The sequence below is a fragment of the Streptacidiphilus sp. MAP12-20 genome (assembly GCF_041262525.1).
In the GTDB taxonomy this organism is placed as follows: Bacteria; Actinomycetota; Actinomycetes; order Streptomycetales; family Streptomycetaceae; genus Streptacidiphilus.
Map to the genome: position 1 here is coordinate 1 of NZ_JBGCCK010000009.1, position 14,157 is coordinate 14,157.

Sequence of the window (14,157 nt, forward strand, 5' to 3'; positions counted from 1 at the left end):
ACACCCCACCACCCCCCAACACCAGATACCCCCGATAACGAGCCAGCGTGCCGACGAGCCGCCCCACCAGGCGGCCCACCGGCACGCCCACACGCGTTCCGGCCTATGAATAGCGCAGCATCGCAGGCCAGATCTGCTCCCACGGCTCCCGCTGACCCGTGCAGACCTGCACCGTCCGGCGCTGCTCCTGGTTGGCGACACCGACGCCGTTGTCGATCCGCGCGATCACCACGCAGGAGCTCCAGTACCGGTCCAGCACCCCGGGCTTGAAGCCCACGGCGACTGTTGTCGCCGACACCCCCGTCGGGTGGCCGAAGCGGGCGTAGCCGTTGTGGTCGGCGTAGGCGGTCGGGAGGCCGAGGGCGGGGCCGTAGCGGGCGAGGGCACCGGCCTCGCCGTAGTTCTCGGCGAGCAGCGTGGCGCCCGGGTGGGCGCGGTAGACGGTGGCCACCGTGTCGGTGAAGCGGGGCCAGCCGATGGTTTCGGCGTTCTCGCCGTTGAGGCCGGTGAGATGTCGGTAGACGGAGATGGGCAGAACCGGTGGACCTGTCACCAGCGCGACGAGAGCGCCGATCACCGCCGTCACCACGAACGTCGTGCGCCAACGGGGCCATTGATCGGCCAACCAGACCGAGCCCGCTGCCAGCAGCAACGGGTACCACCCAGCCGGGTAGTACCGCTTGCCGCCGGTCACCAGCACCAAGGCCAGCGTCAGCAGGTAGGCGAAGGCGAACAGCCGGTACCGCTGGTCCGCCCGAAGGCGGAACCAACCGACGATCCAGACCCAGCTCAGCGCCGTGCCGGTCTCGAGCTGGAAGGGGATCAGTTGGATGCGCTCGTCCCAACTGGAGATGTGACGGGCCATCCGGAACTCAGGAAGGCCGTGGGTGGCCTGCCAGATCAGGTCCGGCGAGGCGATGACGAGGGCCAGCGCCACACCGCCCCAGACTGCGCGCCGTCGCAGGAGTTGGGTCTGGCCGGTCAGGGGCGCCGCCAGGAGGAGGGCCAGGGCGAGCACGGCGATGAGGTTGTTGTTGAGCGTGCCGACGCCGGCCGCCGCGCCGATCGCGTACCAGAGCCGGTCGTCACGCGTACGCAGGTAGCGCAGGACCAGCCAGAGGATCAGCGTCCAGAAGAAGAAGTCCGGCGTCGAGGTGACGAAGAGATGGCCACCGAAGAGCACCAGCAAACTGCAGGCGGTCGCGAGTGCGGCCAGGCCCTGGGCGCGGCGTGAGCGGATCGGGTCGTCACCGGCCAACTCGCGGGCGCAGAGGGCCGCGAGCAGGATGAGGCCGAGGGCGAAGAGCATCGGTGCGACGCGGATCACCTGCACCGAGTCGCCGCCGATCGCGGTCTCCAGTCGGATGATCAGTGGGACGAGTGGAGGCTGGTCGTCGTAGCCGAAGGCGAGGTGGCGGCTGGCGACGAGAAAGTACAGCTCGTCGCGGTGGTAGCCGTAGCGGCCTGCGGTGGCGAGCAGGACGGTTGCCGCAAGCAGCAGGGGTGGTGCGATCCGGGCCCAGGCGAGTCTCGGGGTCACCCCGTCAGGGTGACAGCGTCGCGCGCCTGTGTGAATGGGGCCGTCGAAGCGGTGTGGCGTAGGGGCCGTGGGGCATGCTGGTGGTCAACTGCAGCCCTGTCAGGGGACGGGACGACGGTGCAGCGCGCGACACGAGGAGCCAGAGCGATGCCGGTGGTGAGCGGCCTGCGGTACGGGTCGGGGGGCAAGTTGCTGGATGTCCATATGCCGGAGGACGAGCCCGCCGGGACCGTTCTCCTCTGGCACGGACGCGGTCCGCAGGAGCGGGACGTGCTGGGGGCCTTGGCCGAGGAGGCCGCCGCGCAGGGCTTGCTCGTCGTCGTTCCTGACTGGCGTTCTGACGCGGAGGACGGCGGTTGGGCGCACCTGCGTGACTCGGTCGAGTTCCTGCGTCGCCGGGCCGCCGGCTGGGGTGGGAACGCGGGGCGGGCGGTGTTGGCCGGCTGGTCGTTGGGGGCGCGAGCGGCGCTGGCGACGGTGCTGCGACCGGCCGCGTGGGACGGGTGGCGTCCGGCGGCGGTGGTCGGGATCGCGGGGAACTACCTCAGTTCGAACGATCCCCGGATGGGGCCGCCTGCCTGTGAGGATCTGCTGGTGACGGAGGAGCCTGCGCTGCCGGTGCAGTTGGTGCACGGTTCGGCCGACTCGGTCGTCGACGTGCGCTGCTCCAGGGAGTTCGCAGCGGCGCTGGAGAAGCACGACTGGCCGGTCGTCTACACGGAGACGCCGACGGACCACGCGGGCGTGGTCATGGCGGAGTACGCACCGGAGCTGCGACGCTGCCGCCCCGCCGTCGCGGGACACGCCCACGAAGGCGGGATGGTGACCGTGCGCGCGCTGGTTGACGCGGCTGTCACGGCTGACGCGGCCGCCGCAACGGCTCAGCCGACGGCGGACCCGGCCTCGGCGTTGGGCTCAAGGCTCGGCTCGTCGGCGGTCCCGGTGCTCGGCTCGGATTCCGCTTCGGCGCGCTGACCGGGGATGGGCAGGCCGGCCGGGGGAGTCAGGACGTGGCTGGGAGCGAGGGCCGGGTACGGAGTGGAGATGAGGGTGTAGTCGTCGCCGAGTCGGGTGACGGTGAGGTCGCCCGGCTGCTCGTCGAGAGCGAGGCGCATGGCGGCCCAGGGGAGGTTGAGGCCGCAGCGGGACAGCTGGTGCAGGCCGCCGGAGGGGCGGGTGTTGATGTCCAGCAGCACCGGCACGCCGTGGTGGTGGCGGAACTGGATGTTGGTCAGGAAGGCCAGGCCGAAGGTCTCGGCGAGGAGCTGGGCGGGCTCCAGATAGGCGCCGTCGAGCGTGAAGCCGCGACGGCGGCCCTCCTTGGTGCGGCCGACGGCGGCGCGCAGGCTGCCGTCCGGGCCGCTGAGGCAGTCGACGGAGACCTCAGGCCCGGCGAGGTGCGGCATCACCAGCCAGTCGACGGGGCGTGAGCGGCCGTCACGCTCGGCGGCCTCCAGCGCCTGCAGCACGTGGTCCAGGGTGACGTGCCAACTCGGGGAGCCCGCGAGCCGGGAGAGGCTGAACGGCTTGCGGGTCAGTACCCGGAAGCCCTCGCCGCCGGCGCCTGTCACGGGCTTGAGGCAGGGGGTGTCGCCGGCCGCCTCGATCTGCTCGACTGCGGCCAGCAGGCCTGCGGCGTCGCGGACCCGCCACCACGGCGGCACGGGCAGGCCCGCCTCGGCGAGAGCCAGGTAGGCGGCGGCCTTGTCGGCGAACAGCTCGATGGCCTGGGCCGGAGGGGTCAGCACCGTCGTGCCGAGTTCGGCGAAGTCATCGCGCTGGAGCGCGACGGCGTGCTGGTGCAGCCGGGGGAGGAAGAGCCGGATGTCGTGGCGGGCGCAGTAGTCGAGGGCGAATTCGACGTAGGCGGCGGGGGAGAGGCCGTCGGGTTCGAGGCCGGGGACGTCGGCGGCGCGGAGGACGGGCGAGTCGGGATCGATATGGGTGGCGTGAACGGTGACGGGCCGTGCGTCCGGGTTGTTCCGGAGCAGGCCGATGAAGAAGGCGTTCTCCGCGTAGGTGCGGTTCAGCCAGATGCGCAGGGAGTCGTTCACGCAGGTCTCCGGGACGAAGGCCGAAAGAGATAGGGGTCGACCGGGCGCTCCGCGCGGGTCGTGGGCGTATCAGATCACGTGGGGAGGGGGTAGCGCGAGTGCGTGGACGCGCGGGAGTTCAGCTGTCATCGGGCGTTAACACGGGGCGCGTACACGTGTCCGTGGCGAGCTGCGCGGATGGGGATTCGTGACCGCCGCTCACAATCGTGAGCACTGCTCTTGACTTGCTGCCACGGCCGCGCGCACACTGTTCTTGTTCGAGAGCACTGCTCTCGAATGTGTTTGCCCGACCAGACGGAGGAGCACACCGTGGTACCCAAGCCGCTGCACTACGTCAACGAGGGGCTCGCCTTCGCTGTGGAGCTGGTGGCGCTCGGCGCGCTGGCCTGGTGGGGGTTCCATGCCGGCTCCGGCATCGTGGTGCACCTGCTGCTCGGTCTCGGCGCCCCGGCGCTCATGGCCTGGACCTGGGGGATGATCGCGGCGCCGCGCGCGAAGTACCGGGTGCCGCTGCTCCTGGTGCTCTGCTACAAGGTGCTGGTCTTCGCGCTCGCGAGCGCCGCGGTGTACGTGACGGGCGCGCACGCCTTCGGGCTCGTCCTCGGCGTGGTCGCGCTGATCAACACCGCGCTCGCCACGGCCGATCGCGAGGCCATGGCCCGTCAGCGCGGGACCCGGGCCGACTGACCCGGCTCCCGCGCCGCGGGTTCTTGCGCCGGGCTGCCCTCGCGGCGGTCGGCTGCCTGGGTGTGGTCCAGTCGGGTAGCGTCCGGAATCTGGCGGGGGCTGTTGGTGGTGCGCTCTTGACCGGTGTTCAGGAGGCTGGCAGCGTGCCGCTGAAGCCATGGTCGGGCGATGGCGGCGGCCGGGCCGAGAGACGACTGGGGACGGACATATGGCACCGGCTACCACTGCTGCGCGCGATTCGGCCGCGTATCGCGATTTCCTTGCTGCCCGGGATCACCTGCTGCGGTATCGCGGTGACCTGGTCGCCGCCCGTGCCTTTCCGCGCCCGGAGAGCGAGCACTTCAACTGGGCTCTGGACTGGTTCGATGTCGAGGCCGAGGACAACCACGCGGTGGGCCTGCGCGTAGTCGACCTCGACGCGGACGGCTCGCTGCTGCGCGAGACCGCGCTGAGCTTCGCCGCGCTGAGCGCCCGCTCGGACCAGGTCGCGAACTGGCTGCGCGGCCTCGGTGTGGCACGCGGCGACCGCGTGCTCCTGCTGCTCGGCAATCAGGTGGCGCTGTGGGAGGTGATGCTGGCCGCAATCAAGCTCGGCGCCGTCGTCATCCCCGCCAGCACGCTGCTCTCGCCCGAGGACCTCGCCGACCGCGTGAACCGCGGAGAGGTCCGGCACGTCGTCGCCGAGTCCGGACTGACCGGCGGCTTCGCCGCGATCGAGGGCGCGTGGACCCGGATCGCCGTGGGCGAGCCGGTCGCCGACTGGCTCCCGTACGCGGACTCCGCCGACGCGCCGGCGGGCTTCACCCCCGACGGGCCGACCCGGGCCGAGGACCCGCTGCTGCTCTACTTCACGTCGGGCACGACGAGTCGGCCCAAGCTGGTGCAGCACACCCACCGTTCCTATCCGGTGGGGCACCTGTCGACGATGTACTGGATCGGGCTGCGGCCTGGTGATGTGCACCTGAACGTGTCCTCGCCCGGATGGGCCAAGCACGCCTGGAGCAACTTTTTCGCTCCCTGGAACGCCGGCGTCGAGATTCTGATCGTGAATCAGCCCCGCTTCTCGGCGCGGCCGCTGCTGGACGCGCTGGTCCGCTACCAGGTGACCTCGTTCTGTGCGCCGCCGACGGTGTGGCGAATGCTGCTGCTGGAGGATCTGAGGCAGTGGCGGCCTCCGCTGCGCGAGCTGGTCGGGGCCGGTGAGCCGCTGAACCCCGAGGTGGTCGAGCAGATCGAGCGTGCCTGGGGCGTGGCCCTGCGGGACGGGTTCGGGCAGACGGAGACCACCGCGCAGATCGGCAACGCGCCGGGACAGTTGGTCAGGCCAGGATCCATGGGCCGCCCGTTGCCCGGCTACGAGGTGGTGCTGGTGGATCCGATCACCGGTGCAGAGGTGACGGGTGAAGGGGTCGACGGGGAACTGTGTCTGCCGCTGGCCGGCCGGCCGCTGGGGCTCATGGACGGCTACCAGGACGATCCCGAGCGTCACGCCGAATCCATGGCCGGCGGGCGCTACCACACCGGAGACGTCGCGCAGCGCGACGCTGACGGTTACTACACGTTCGTCGGCCGCGCGGATGACGTGTTCAAGAGCAGCGATTACAGGCTGTCGCCGTTCGAGTTGGAGAGCGTGCTGATCGAGCACCCGGCGGTGGCCGAGGCCGCGGTCGTCCCCTCGCCCGACGCGCTGCGACTCTCCGTGCCCAAGGCGTACATCGTCCTGGCCCCCGGCTACGAGCCTGACGCCGAGACCGCCCACTCCATCCTCGCCTGGACCCGGAAGCGGCTCGCCCCCTACAAGCGGATCCGCCGCCTCGAGTTCACCGATCTCCCCAAGACCATCTCCGGCAAGATCCGGCGCATCGAACTACGCGGCCGGGAACAGGAGCGGCACCAGGCCGGGGGGAGTATCAGCAACTCCGGCAACCCCGACGGTCCGCCCCGCGCAGAACGCGAGTTCTGGGAGGAGGACTTCCCCGGCGTCAAGGACGGCTGAGCCACGATCAGGCTGACCTCGAACCCCAGTGTGCCCTCGCCGGCCCGTGTCAGCACGGGACATCGTGGTGCGGCGGGCCGTTACGAGGGCAGGAGCGGCAGGAGCGGCGCCGAGGCGTGCACGCAGGATGACGGTCGGTGAGGGGCCCGTCCACGTCGCGTGTCTCAGCGCAGGACGAGGAGGTCCATCCAGCTGATGGCCGGTTCCTCCGGGTCTGCGGCGGCGGCCGCGCGCAGGCGGGCGAGGCCGCGGTGGTAGACGTCGTCATCGAGAGCGCGCAGCTTCGAGTCCGCGTCACGGTTCAGGCGGTCGGCGTACTCGCCGAGCGTCCGGGCCGACTGCTGTGGGAGTGCGCGAAGTGCGGTCCGGCGGAAGCCTGCTTTGGCGAAGGCTGCGGTCACATCCTCGACGCAGGGGTAGTCGTCGATACCGGCGGCGGTCTCGGGGAAGAAACGCACCCGCGACGCAGCGTCCGGGGAAGGTGTTGCGTATCAGCACGGGCGCCCCCGGCCGCAGCGTCCGGCGCAGTTCCCGGGCGGCCACCTCCAGGTCCGTGAGATGGTGAACGACCGAGCCCAGCCAGGCGGCGTCAGCGCTCGCGTCCGGCACGGGGAGCGCTTCGGCGCGGCCGTCGAGCGGCTCTATGCGGCCCGGCGCGGCTTCGATGAGGGCGCGCATCGCCGCAGCGGGTTCGACCGCAAGCACGCGCACCTCGTACCACTCGGCGAAGGCGGCAGCGAACGCGCCTGTGCCGGCGCCGACGTCGAGCACTGTCTGGCCGGGCTGTGGGTGCACCTCCTCGGTGATCGCTTCCCGCCAGGCCCCGAGGCCTTCGCGGGGGATTTCTCGCGAGGCCCGGTACGCGGCCGCGGTCTTCGTGTCGTAGCTGCTCGCTGCCATCTCGCTCGTCTCTCGGTCTTCGGTGCGATCGGGTGCTGGATCGGACGGCGCGCCTCGAATGGTGTGGATGTTTCGGCTACCCAGGCCGGCTCGGAGTACACCGGATCGAGCACCTACTCCGTCCCGGCTGTGTCTCCGGTGGGTCGTCGGCGGTCGGCGAGCAGGCCGTTGACCAGGGACCGGAGCCCCGCGCGATAGGTGTCCTGGGCTGTCAGCGACGGCCAGCGGTCTGCGAGTCGGGCCAGGTGGGGTAGTTCGCTCGGGTCGATGTCGGCGAAGACCCGGTCGCGGTAGGCGGGGCGGTCGTCGTCCTGGCGCCGCCGGGCCGCCGTGGTGCGCACCACGATCTCTCCGGCCGTGTAGTACCAGATGGCGCGGTACCCGTGGACGGCCTGGTCCGGAGGGAGACCACAGGCGATCAGGCCCTCGATGATCTGCTCGACGAACCACAGGACGGACGTGGACATCAGGTCGTCGGCGGTGATCACGTCCACGATCCAGGGGCAGTCGGCGAGGGCCTCGTGGATCGCGCCGGCGGCGGCGATGACCCGCTCCTCGGGGCGGGCGGGCAGATCGGGGCGGTGGAGGTTGCGCGCGGCGTAGTCGTCCAGCAGCAGGACGAGCAGTTCCTCCTTGTTGAGGACGTGGTGGTAGAGCGCCATCGCCGTGCTGCCGATCTCCGCGGCCAGCCGCCGCATGGTCAGCCGGTCCACGCCTTCCGTGTCGACGATCCGGCGGGCGGTCTGGATGACCTCCTCGCGGGAGATCCGGGGAGGTCGGCCGGGGGCTCTGCGCGGTGCGGACGGTTCTGGCATTCCCTCATCATCCCCGAAGTGTCGACAGCGGCGATCTCCGCAGCGTATTTTCCTTACATGTATAAAAAGCGGTGGCGTCATGCCCCGCCGCCGTCCGGCCGCCGCATCCGGCCTGCGATCCGCCGCATCCCCGGAGACCCAGTTGGAAGGAACACCCTCATGACGACGACGCCGATCCCCACCTGTGACCTGTTCGTCTCCGCGCTGCAGATCCACCCCGACACCGGTGTCCAACCCGCTGAGGGGTCGATGGCCGGTGGCGACCAAGGTGCCTGGCAGATCGCGGCCTTCCGCGCGCAGACCGACGCCGACCTCCATGCCGACCACTGGGAGCTGCACCCTGACGCCGACGAGGTGGTGTGCTGCGTGACCGGCACCCTCCGGTTGTATCTGCGTCCCACCGAGCCCGGTGCCGCCGAGGAGATGGTGCGGCTGCCGGCGGGCGTCGCCGCGGTGGTCCCCCGTGGGCGCTGGCACCGCCTGGAGCTGGACGCCCCCAGCGACCTGATGACGATCACGCCTCGCCACGGCACCCGCCACGAGAAGCGCACCGTATGAGCTGACGGGTCGCAGCGGCGGGGTCGGCCATCAAGGCCGAAGCCCCGCCGCCCGGCAGCCGGCGGACATGGATTTCTCTATCCCGCCCGTGCAGAACGCACATTGACGGATGTGAAGTGAAGCTGTCGCCCCCTGATTTCCTGCTGCTAGGGTCGATATCGCTCTCTTGAAATCCGGGGAGACGGGCCGGCGGATTCTTTCCAGCGAATTGTGCCGCAGGCCGTTCCGCTATTCCGCGCATGCATTTCGTCGGGGGAGACAGGGTGTGCCGCACCAAGCTGTAGTTGTAGTCACGCCGTGGGAAGAAGTGGCGTCTTCCATCGAGTTCGTTCCGGCGCAGTACGCCGAGCAGACCCAGTCCGAATCGGTGGCCCGGGAGATGCTCGGCTGCGGGTCTCCGGAGATCGACCGGCTGGTCGCCGTAGGTCTGCCGTTCGCGGACCGGGCCGGCATCCGCCACTTCGATGCGAACGATCTTTACAACCTGGGGATGTATTCGAAGAAGTCGACGACGCAGCCGGAGCTCGCCTTTCGCATGCTCTTCCGGTTCGCCGGTCGGCCCGTCGACGACCTTCTGCGCCCGAAGACCTGGGACTTCCGGGTCCGGTTGGAGTGCGTCGACTGCACCGGGGAAGCGCCATGGCGCTTCGAGGGGCCGGACGTGGAGCGCTTCGGCGGACGCCTGGACGATGTCGTGGAACCGTCCGCGAGCTCGGGTTCGGCGGAGTACACGGCCCGGGTCACCACCTCTGGTGCGCGGACCCCGCTGGCCTCGCCGGTGCTGCGGCGGCTGGTCCAGGACTACCTGGACGCCGGCTACCGCTGGCAGATGCTCCCCGTGCCCATGCGGGCCGACTACGAGCTGGTGCACTCCATGGGGGCGACCAGCTGCATCGCGGCCAGCCTGTTCCTGGGCGGACGCCTTCCGGGCCGCCGGCTACCGCGCCCAGGCGAAGCGGGGCTGGTTCTGCGGCGTGCTCGGTGGCGCCATGGATCTGCCGCACGCGTGCGTGGAGGTCGAGGACGAGGACGGCGGTCTGCGGACGGTCGACATCGCCAAGGCCCAGTTGGCCGCGCGACTCTCCGCGGACACCGGGGCTTTCCAGGACCTCTGCCTCGGGTCGGTCTACAACAAGGTGATCCCGTCGACCGCTGCCGGTCAGGCGTCTTTCGGCGCCCACGCCTGTGGTTCGGGAACGCCCGTCCACGTGCGCGCGGACATTCGATCGCTGCGCTGACGGATTCACCGAACTGCTCCGACTGGAGGGACGAAGGAAGATGGCGGTACGTGAGATCGAGCCCATCGTGCTCGAACTTGACCGGCTTGAGAACCTGGCAGAATCCGGGTACTACAACCCCTACGCGATGTTCGACTGGCCCGAGTCCATCGAGCCCGACCTGCCGTGGATGAGCGAGTCCCTCACCACGCTGGCCGGCACACCGATGTGGGACGAGCTGACCCGCGAGCATCGGCGGACTCCTGATGATCGGTGATATCGGTCCTTTCTCATTGAGCGCGGCCGCGGGCGCCGACGACAATGGGCTGGGCTACCGAGTCATTGTGAAAATCGCACATTGACTTGTGATGAATTGCACGGCGGGCGACGAACACGCCGAGCAGACCCTCCGCCCCACGCTGCCCGAGGATCCGCGGGGGCGCGTCATCGCGGCCGCCAACGCGATCCACGACTCTCTCGCTGCCTGGCCGGGGGCTGCGGAGATCCTCACGGCTGACGGCTTCCTGGGCCGCCTCGGCGAGTCGGCGCTGTGGGCGGTCGAGACCATCGTGGTCGGAGCCATCGACCACGGCTGCACGCCTGAGCAGGCCGTCGATGTCTTCCGTAGCCTCTGGTACTACACCGTCGGCGAAATCCTCGTCCGAGCCCACTCCGATCGCCGACGGGCTCGCGTCGAAGAGTCCGCCGACACCTTCTTCAGCGGGCTCGACACCTCGCGTCTGCCGCGCCTCTCTGCCTTCGGTGACCAGTGGCCGGCGCTGGCCTCGCGGGAGACCTATCCCCAGGGGCTCGAGGCGTTTGTCGATGGCCTGCTCACGCAGGCCATGGCCGTTGGCAGGGCTTAAGTCTTCCTGACGTTCCACTGCGGCAGCACGGCAGCCGCTTTCGGTCTTGCCCCGACGCGGGCAAACCGCTCATGCAGACTGGGCGCCACGGCTTCTGACTGAACGTGGATCGACTTCGGCGAGAGGAACGACTCACGGAGTCCGCAGCGCGGTGCGGTCAGTCAAGCGCGCCGCGCGCGCAACGCCCCGCGCGCACGAGGCACGCAAGCGCGAGGGCCGCGTCGCTCCGGGGGAGCGACGCGGCCCTCGTGGGACTGCCGAGCGGAGGTGTCAGGCGGCGGGCAGCTCGTCCAGGCCCTCGGAGACCAGCTTCGCGAGGCGGTCGAGCGCGGCGTCGGCGCCGGCGGCGTCGGAGGCGAGCACGACCTCCTCGCCGGCCTGGGCGCCCAGGCCCAGCAGTGCCAGCATCGACGCGGCGTTCACGGGGTCGCCCCCGTTCTTGGCGATGGTCACCGGAACGCCCACGGCGCCTGCGGCGCGGACGAAGACGGAGGCGGGACGGGCGTGCAGGCCCTCGGGCCAGCCGATGGTGACGCGGCGCTCAGCCATGGTGCGTGCCTTTCGCGAGGTGCAAGTAAATCGGATAACTCAGAATATTCGGAACAATGTGATCTTTGCTGGATCGCGGGTTCCAGATGTTGTCTAGACCATTCTCGCACGGTCTCCGACGCAACGAGGCGTTCAGGGCTGGTTCGGCCATGATTCAGGCCTTTCGTCCCGCCTTGCCCACCCTGCCTGAGTCGCACGCTACCCGCCCGCGACGGCGGATAACCTGGGCACGTGAGCGAAAGCTACCCGGCCCACTGGGAGGCCGACATCGTCCTGCGCGACGGCGGCACGGCCCGGATCAGGCCGATCGTCCCGGACGACGCGGACCGGCTGGTGGCCTTCTTCCAGCGGGTCTCCGACCAGTCGAAGTACTACCGCTTCTTCGCTCCCTATCCCCGGCTGTCCGCCCGCGACGTGCGGCACTTCACCCACCACGACTTCGTCGACCGGGTCGGCCTGGCCGTTCTGGTGCGGGACGAGTTCATCGCCACCGTCCGGTACGACCGGATCGACGCGACCGGACGGCCCTCCGGCTCGGGGACGGAGGCGGAGGTCGCCTTCCTGGTACAGGACGCGCATCAGGGGCGCGGCGTCGCCTCGGCGCTGCTCGAACACATCGCCGCCTGCGCGAGGGAGCGCGGCATCCGGCGCTTCTCGGCGGAGGTGCTGCCGGACAACAGGAAGATGGCCAAGGTCTTCACGGAGGCCGGCTACACCCAGCGGCGCAGCTTCACGGACGGAGTGCTCCACTTCGAGCTGGACCTCGAGCCGACCGAGGACTCCCTCGCCGTGATGCGGGCGCGCGAGCACCGGGCCGAGGCGCGATCGATGCAGCGGCTGTTCGCACCCCGCTCGGTCGCGGTGATCGGGGCCGGACGGAACCCGGTCGGCGTCGGCCGCACGCTGCTGCGCAACCTGGTGACGGGCGGGTTCACCGGGAAGCTGTACGCGATCAACCGCGCGGCGGGCGAGGCGGCGGCGGGCGGTCAGGAGGCGGGCGGTCAGGAGGCGGGCGGTCAGGAAGCTGCCGGTCGACCGGGCGCGCCGCTGACCGAGTTGGACGGGGTTCCGGTCCACGCGCGCATCGGGGACGTGCCGGACCCCGTGGACCTCGCCGTCGTGGCCGTGCCGGCCGAGCAGGTGCCGGGTGTGGTGGCCGACTGCGGGGCCGCCGGGGTACGCGGACTGGTGGTGATCACTGCCGGCTACGCCGAGACCGGGGTGGACGGGCGCGCGCGCCAGCGTGAGCTGGTGGGGCAGGCTCGCGCGGCGGGCATGCGGGTGCTCGGGCCGAACGCGTTCGGCCTGATCAACACGGACCCTGAGGTGCGTCTCGACGCCTCCCTCTCGCCGCAACTGCCTGGCGCGGGACCGCTCGGGATCTTCACCCAGTCCGGTGCGATCGGCGCCGCGCTGCTCGAGGCGGCGCACCGGCGTGGACTGGGTATCTCCACCTTCGCCTCCGCCGGCAACCGGGCCGACGTCTCCGGCAACGACCTGCTGCAGTTCTGGGAGGAGGACGAGGCGACCGGAGTGGCGCTGCTCTATCTGGAGTCGTTCGGCAATCCGCGGAAGTTCAGTCGGCTGGCCCGGCGGGTGGCGGCCCGGAAGCCGCTGGTCGTGGTGAAGGGAGGCCGGGACACCCGGAGCATCCCGGCCGGCCACGCCGGCATCGTCACCCGAATGGCGGACAGCACCGTCGACACCCTTTTCGAGCAGGCCGGGGTGATCCGCGTGGACACCATCACCGAGCTCTACGACGCCGCCGACCTGCTCGCCCACCAGCCGCTGCCCCCCGGGGACCGGATCGCGATCGTCGGCAACTCGGACTCGCTCGGCCTGCTCACCCACGACGCCGCGCTGAGCGCCGGGCTCCAGCCGCTGCTGCCGCACGACCTGACGACCGGCGCCGGGCCGGAGGACTTCCGTCGCGGACTGAGGGCCGCGATCGACCGACCGGACAGTGACGCGGTGGTCGCGGTGGTGATCCCGCCGATCGGCGCGGGTGGCTTCCCGCACTTCCCCGGTTCGGGCCTGCTCGCGCACGCACCTACGCCCGACCGCGCGCCACTGCTCGACACGGCTCCGTTCGCCGCGGCGCTGCGCGAGTCGGCCCACCGGGCCCGCGAAGCGGGAAAGCCGCTGCTGATCGTGCACCTGGCGATGCCGGAGCTGCTGGACCAGGTGGCTCGGACCGGGCCGGACGGGGTGGCGGGTGACGGCGGGGCGACAGGCGACGGCGCTGGGCGGGTGCCGGGCTATCCGCGGCCTGAGCGGGCGGTGCGGGCGCTCGCGCACGCGGTGCGCTACGCCGCATGGCGGGCTCAGAGCGCGGTGGAGCGCACCTTCCCGGACTTCGAGGACGTCGCCGAGCAGCAGGCGCGCGCGATCGTCGCCGAGGCGCTCGGTGGCGAGGCGCGCAGTGGGGAGGCGCGCGGCAGGGATCGGCGTGAGGCGGTGCTCGACGCGGGGATCACGACGCGCCTGCTCGCCTGCTACGGCGTGAAGCTCGAACCGCACGCCCCACAGCAGGCCGAACCACCTCAGCCCGACGCGCACCAGCCCGACGCGCACCAGGCCGTCGAGGTCACGATCTCCGCCAGCGTCGACCCCGCCGTCGGGGCGATCCTCTCCTTCGGGCTGGCCGGGGTCGCGTCCGAGCTGCTCGGGGACGTCGGGCACCGGCTGATTCCGGCCACCGGCGCCGAGGCCGCCTCGCTGATCCGCGAGGTCAAGGCCGCCCCGCTGCTCTTCGGTTGGCGCGGCTCTGAGCCCGTGGACACCGGCGCGCTGGAGGAGCTCCTGCTGCGGGTGTCCCAGCTGGTGGACGACCTGCCGGAGGTTGCCTCGCTCACCCTGGAACCGGTACTGGTCGCTCCGCGTGGGTTGAGCGTGCTGGGTGCGGGCGTCCGACTGGCCCGGCTGCCCGCACGGACGGATCTGGGGCCGCGCGCGCTGGCATGAGTCCGGCCCGG

Annotated in this window: 13 protein-coding genes and 1 pseudogene; 8 read left to right on the top strand and 6 right to left on the bottom strand. The window is 70.9% G+C overall.

The window, feature by feature from the left end:
* Positions 1-103 precede the first annotated feature (103 nt).
* The gene (locus ABIA32_RS13965) at positions 104-1,540 is read right to left on the bottom strand and encodes a glycosyltransferase family 39 protein (RefSeq protein WP_370094677.1); all 1,437 of its coding nucleotides are present in this window, start codon (positions 1,538-1,540) and stop codon (positions 104-106) included.
* A gap of 147 nt (positions 1,541-1,687) precedes the next feature.
* Between ABIA32_RS13965 and ABIA32_RS13970 the strand changes: the two genes are divergently transcribed.
* Positions 1,688-2,515 carry an alpha/beta hydrolase gene (locus tag ABIA32_RS13970; RefSeq protein WP_370094679.1) on the top strand — a complete coding sequence of 276 codons (828 nt, stop codon included), beginning with the start codon at positions 1,688-1,690 and terminating at the stop codon, positions 2,513-2,515.
* Here the strand turns inward: ABIA32_RS13970 and ABIA32_RS13975 are convergent.
* On the bottom strand, positions 2,422-3,594 hold the full coding sequence (locus ABIA32_RS13975; protein WP_370094681.1) for an ATP-grasp domain-containing protein: 1,173 nt from the start codon (positions 3,592-3,594) through the stop codon (positions 2,422-2,424). The genes ABIA32_RS13970 and ABIA32_RS13975 overlap by 94 nt on opposite strands.
* A gap of 309 nt (positions 3,595-3,903) precedes the next feature.
* Here ABIA32_RS13975 and ABIA32_RS13980 point away from each other — a divergent pair, with 309 nt between their 5' ends.
* Together ABIA32_RS13980 and ABIA32_RS13985 are read left to right on the top strand one after the other, a co-directional pair.
* On the top strand, positions 3,904-4,281 hold the full coding sequence (locus ABIA32_RS13980) for a YrdB family protein (protein WP_370094683.1): 378 nt from the start codon (positions 3,904-3,906) through the stop codon (positions 4,279-4,281).
* Between the two features lie 208 nt (positions 4,282-4,489).
* Entirely contained in the window at positions 4,490-6,277 is a 1,788-nt protein-coding gene (locus ABIA32_RS13985; protein WP_370094685.1) for an AMP-binding protein, read from the top strand.
* A gap of 164 nt (positions 6,278-6,441) precedes the next feature.
* On the opposite strand, the gene ABIA32_RS13990 is transcribed toward ABIA32_RS13985, so the two are convergent.
* The 3 genes and pseudogenes from ABIA32_RS13990 to ABIA32_RS14000 all read right to left on the bottom strand — a co-directional run bounded on the left by ABIA32_RS13990 (position 6,442) and on the right by ABIA32_RS14000 (position 7,992).
* Positions 6,442-6,735: a hypothetical protein gene (locus ABIA32_RS13990; RefSeq protein ID WP_370095165.1), complete on the bottom strand. Its 294-nt coding sequence runs from the start codon at positions 6,733-6,735 to the stop codon at positions 6,442-6,444.
* Positions 6,736-6,823: 88 nt separating this feature from the next.
* A pseudogene (locus ABIA32_RS13995) lies at positions 6,824-7,177 on the bottom strand (class I SAM-dependent methyltransferase); the annotation flags it as partial.
* Positions 7,178-7,290: 113 nt separating this feature from the next.
* The gene (locus ABIA32_RS14000; protein WP_370094688.1) at positions 7,291-7,992 is read right to left on the bottom strand and encodes a TetR/AcrR family transcriptional regulator; all 702 of its coding nucleotides are present in this window, start codon (positions 7,990-7,992) and stop codon (positions 7,291-7,293) included.
* A 159-nt stretch (positions 7,993-8,151) separates the two neighbouring features.
* Here ABIA32_RS14000 and ABIA32_RS14005 point away from each other — a divergent pair, with 159 nt between their 5' ends.
* The 4 genes from ABIA32_RS14005 (at position 8,152) to ABIA32_RS14020 (ending at position 10,633) form a co-directional block, all read left to right on the top strand.
* Positions 8,152-8,550 carry a cupin gene (locus ABIA32_RS14005; RefSeq protein WP_370094690.1) on the top strand — a complete coding sequence of 133 codons (399 nt, stop codon included), beginning with the start codon at positions 8,152-8,154 and terminating at the stop codon, positions 8,548-8,550.
* Positions 8,551-9,539: 989 nt separating this feature from the next.
* Positions 9,540-9,788 carry a hypothetical protein gene (locus ABIA32_RS14010; RefSeq protein ID WP_370094692.1) on the top strand — a complete coding sequence of 83 codons (249 nt, stop codon included), beginning with the start codon at positions 9,540-9,542 and terminating at the stop codon, positions 9,786-9,788.
* Between the two features lie 40 nt (positions 9,789-9,828).
* Positions 9,829-10,044 carry a hypothetical protein gene (locus tag ABIA32_RS14015; protein WP_370094694.1) on the top strand — a complete coding sequence of 72 codons (216 nt, stop codon included), beginning with the start codon at positions 9,829-9,831 and terminating at the stop codon, positions 10,042-10,044.
* Positions 10,045-10,135: 91 nt separating this feature from the next.
* Positions 10,136-10,633, top strand: coding sequence for a TetR/AcrR family transcriptional regulator C-terminal domain-containing protein (locus tag ABIA32_RS14020; protein WP_370094696.1), 498 nt, complete (start codon positions 10,136-10,138; stop codon positions 10,631-10,633).
* 270 nt (positions 10,634-10,903) lie between these two features.
* Here ABIA32_RS14020 and ABIA32_RS14025 read toward each other — a convergent pair whose 3' ends face one another.
* Complete coding sequence (locus tag ABIA32_RS14025) at positions 10,904-11,182, bottom strand: HPr family phosphocarrier protein (RefSeq protein WP_370094698.1); 279 nt, start codon at positions 11,180-11,182, stop codon at positions 10,904-10,906.
* A 231-nt stretch (positions 11,183-11,413) separates the two neighbouring features.
* On the opposite strand from ABIA32_RS14025, the gene ABIA32_RS14030 reads away from it, so the two are divergent.
* Positions 11,414-14,146 carry a GNAT family N-acetyltransferase gene (locus ABIA32_RS14030; protein WP_370094700.1) on the top strand — a complete coding sequence of 911 codons (2,733 nt, stop codon included), beginning with the start codon at positions 11,414-11,416 and terminating at the stop codon, positions 14,144-14,146.
* Positions 14,147-14,157: the final 11 nt, after the last annotated feature.

Coding starts and splice junctions, on each gene's coding strand:
- ABIA32_RS14020 (WP_370094696.1), top strand. CDS start 10,136: ATGAATTGCACGGCGGGCGACGAACACGCCGAGCAGACCCTCCGCCCC.
- ABIA32_RS14015 (WP_370094694.1), top strand. CDS start 9,829: ATGGCGGTACGTGAGATCGAGCCCATCGTGCTCGAACTTGACCGGCTT.
- ABIA32_RS14000 (WP_370094688.1), bottom strand. CDS start 7,992: ATGCCAGAACCGTCCGCACCGCGCAGAGCCCCCGGCCGACCTCCCCGG.
- ABIA32_RS13970 (WP_370094679.1), top strand. CDS start 1,688: ATGCCGGTGGTGAGCGGCCTGCGGTACGGGTCGGGGGGCAAGTTGCTG.
- ABIA32_RS14005 (WP_370094690.1), top strand. CDS start 8,152: ATGACGACGACGCCGATCCCCACCTGTGACCTGTTCGTCTCCGCGCTG.
- ABIA32_RS14010 (WP_370094692.1), top strand. CDS start 9,540: ATGGATCTGCCGCACGCGTGCGTGGAGGTCGAGGACGAGGACGGCGGT.
- ABIA32_RS14025 (WP_370094698.1), bottom strand. CDS start 11,182: ATGGCTGAGCGCCGCGTCACCATCGGCTGGCCCGAGGGCCTGCACGCC.
- ABIA32_RS13985 (WP_370094685.1), top strand. CDS start 4,490: ATGGCACCGGCTACCACTGCTGCGCGCGATTCGGCCGCGTATCGCGAT.